Here is a 3,190-nt window from a genome sequence, read left to right as displayed (position 1 = left end):
CAGCAGTCGCTCTTTAACAATGTATATCATGCTGATGAACGCAGAAGACGCAAGTCTTTTGCATGTTGTCATTGCGACCCAGACTCCTTCGGGTTATAGGGTCAAGCAATGAAGCGCACACGGTGGATGCCTAGGCAGCCAGAGGCGATGAAAGACGTGGCAGCCTGCGATAAGGCTCGGCGAGGTGGCAAACAACCTGTGACCCGGGCATTTCTGAATGGGGAAACCCACTCATCACAAGATGAGTATCGTGCACTGAATACATAGGTGTACGAGGCGAACCAGGGGAACTGAAACATCTAAGTACCCTGAGGAAAAGAAATCAACCGAGATTCCCCTAGTAGCGGCGAGCGAACGGGGACCAGCCCTTAAGCGTGTGACTGATTAGGCGAACAAGCTGGGAAGCTTGGCCGTAGCGGGTGATAGCCCCGTAGTCGAAAATCTGATCACGTGAAATCGAGTAGGTCGGGGCACGAGAAACCTTGACTGAACATGGGGGGACCATCCTCCAAGGCTAAATACTCCTGGCTGACCGATAGTGAACCAGTACCGTGAGGGAAAGGCGAAAAGAACCCCGGAGAGGGGAGTGAAATAGATCCTGAAACCGTGTGCGTACAAGCAGTCGGAGCCCACTTGTTGGGTGACGGCGTACCTTTTGTATAATGGGTCAGCGACTTATTTTCAGTGGCGAGGTTAACCGCATAGGGGAGCCGTAGGGAAACCGAGTCTTAACTGGGCGCGCTAGTCGCTGGAAATAGACCCGAAACCGGGCGATCTATCCATGAGCAGGGTGAAGGTTGAGTAACATCAACTGGAGGCCCGAACCAGGATCTGTTGAAAAAGATTTGGATGACTTGTGGATCGGAGTGAAAGGCTAATCAAGCCCGGAGATAGCTGGTTCTCCTCGAAAGCTATTTAGGTAGCGCCTCATGTATCACCACCGGGGGTAGAGCACTGTTTCGGCTAGGGGGTCATCCCGACTTACCAACCCGAGGCAAACTCCGAATACCGGTGAGTGCAGCGTGGGAGACACACAGCGGGTGCTAACGTCCGTTGTGAAAAGGGAAACAACCCAGACCGTCAGCTAAGGTCCCCAAATCCTGGTTAAGTGGGAAACGATGTGGGAAGGCTCAGACAGCTAGGAGGTTGGCTTAGAAGCAGCCACCCTTTAAAGAAAGCGTAATAGCTCACTAGTCGAGTCGGCCTGCGCGGAAGATGTAACGGGGCTAAACCAGGTACCGAAGCTACGGGTGCATTCTTAGGAATGCGCGGTAGAGGAGCGTCGTGTACGCCGATGAAGGTGGATTGAGAAGTCTGCTGGAGGTATCACGAGTGCGAATGCTGACATGAGTAACGATAAAGGGCGTGAAAAACGCCCTCGCCGGAAGACCAAGGGTTTCTGTTCGACGCTAATCGGAGCAGAGTGAGTCGGCCCCTAAGGCGAGGCCGAAAGGCGTAGTCGATGGAAAACGGGTCAATATTCCCGTACCGGACATGATTGCGATGGGGGGACGGAGAAGGCTAGGTGGGCCAGGCGTTGGTTGTCCTGGTGAAAGTGAGTAGGCCGAGGTCCTAGGCAAATCCGGGACCTTAAAGCCGAGACACGAGATGAACTGACCACGGTCAGGAAGTCACTGATGCCACGCTTCCAGGAAAAGCCTCTAAGCTTCAGATCATGTGCGACCGTACCCCAAACCGACACAGGTGGTCAGGGAGAGAATCCCAAGGCGCTTGAGAGAACTCGGGTGAAGGAACTAGGCAAAATGGTGCCGTAACTTCGGGAGAAGGCACGCCGGCGTAGGGTGACGGGACTTGCTCCCCGAGCCCGAACCGGTCGAAGATACCAGGTGGCTGCAACTGTTTATTAAAAACACAGCACTCTGCCAACGCGCAAGCGGACGTATAGGGTGTGACGCCTGCCCGGTGCCGGAAGGTTAAATGATGGTGTTAGCCCTCGGGCGAAGCTCTTGATTGAAGCCCCGGTAAACGGCGGCCGTAACTATAACGGTCCTAAGGTAGCGAAATTCCTTGTCGGGTAAGTTCCGACCTGCACGAATGGCGTAATGATGGCCACGCTGTCTCCACCCGAGACTCAGTGAAATTGAAATCGCCGTGAAGATGCGGTGTACCCGCGGCTAGACGGAAAGACCCCGTGAACCTTTACTATAGCTTCACACTGGACGCTGATGTTGCCTGTGTAGGATAGCTGGGAGGCTAGGAACCCCGGACGCCAGTTCGGGGGGAGCCAACCTTGAAATACCAGCCTGGCATCATTGGCGTTCTCACTCAGGTCCCTTATCGGGATCGAGGACAGTGTGTGGTGGGTAGTTTGACTGGGGCGGTCTCCTCCCAAAGCGTAACGGAGGAGCACGAAGGTACCCTCAGCACGGTCGGACATCGTGCATTGAGTGCAAGAGCATAAGGGTGCTTGACTGCGAGACAGACACGTCGAGCAGGTGCGAAAGCAGGTTCTAGTGATCCGGTGGTTCTGTATGGAAGGGCCATCGCTCAACGGATAAAAGGTACTCCGGGGATAACAGGCTGATACCGCCCAAGAGTTCACATCGACGGCGGTGTTTGGCACCTCGATGTCGGCTCATCACATCCTGGGGCTGAAGTCGGTCCCAAGGGTATGGCTGTTCGCCATTTAAAGTGGTACGCGAGCTGGGTTTAGAACGTCGTGAGACAGTTCGGTCCCTATCTGCCGTGGGCGTTGGACGTTTGAGAAGGGCTGCTCCTAGTACGAGAGGACCGGAGTGGACGACCCTCTGGTGTTCCGGTTGTCACGCCAGTGGCATTGCCGGGTAGCTATGGTCGGACGGGATAACCGCTGAAAGCATCTAAGCGGGAAGCCCCCTTCAAGATGAGACGTCCCCGAGGCCTTGAGCCTCCTGAAGGGCCCAGCGAGACCAGCTGGTTGATAGGCACGGTGTGGAAGCGCTGCAAGGCGTTGAGCTAACGTGTACTAATGGCCCGTGAGGCTTGACCCTATAACACCCAAGGGGTCTGATCGCAGGACAACAGACAATCAGCCCGTCGCCCAGGCGACGTGCCATCCGCATGATAGACATTAAAAGTTTTGCCTGACGACCATAGCGTCCGGGAACCACCTGATCCCTTGCCGAACTCAGTCGTGAAACCGTTCCGCGCCGATGGTAGTGTGGGGTCTCCCCATGCGAGAGTAGGTCAT

At 55.3% G+C, this 3,190-nt stretch carries 2 rRNA genes; both read left to right on the top strand.

Annotated features, from left to right (window positions below):
• The first annotated feature begins 99 nt into the window (after positions 1–99).
• Positions 100–2,990: ribosomal RNA gene (locus GPM19_RS15125) — 23S ribosomal RNA — on the top strand.
• A gap of 92 nt (positions 2,991–3,082) precedes the next feature.
• A 5S ribosomal RNA gene (gene rrf / locus GPM19_RS15120) occupies positions 3,083–3,190 on the top strand; the annotation flags it as partial.

This window comes from Vreelandella zhuhanensis (assembly GCF_009793355.1).
GTDB classification, from domain to species: Bacteria; Pseudomonadota; Gammaproteobacteria; order Pseudomonadales; family Halomonadaceae; genus Vreelandella; species Vreelandella zhuhanensis.
Note: the sequence above shows the minus strand (reverse complement) of the source record. Positions and strands in the feature narration are given on the sequence as shown.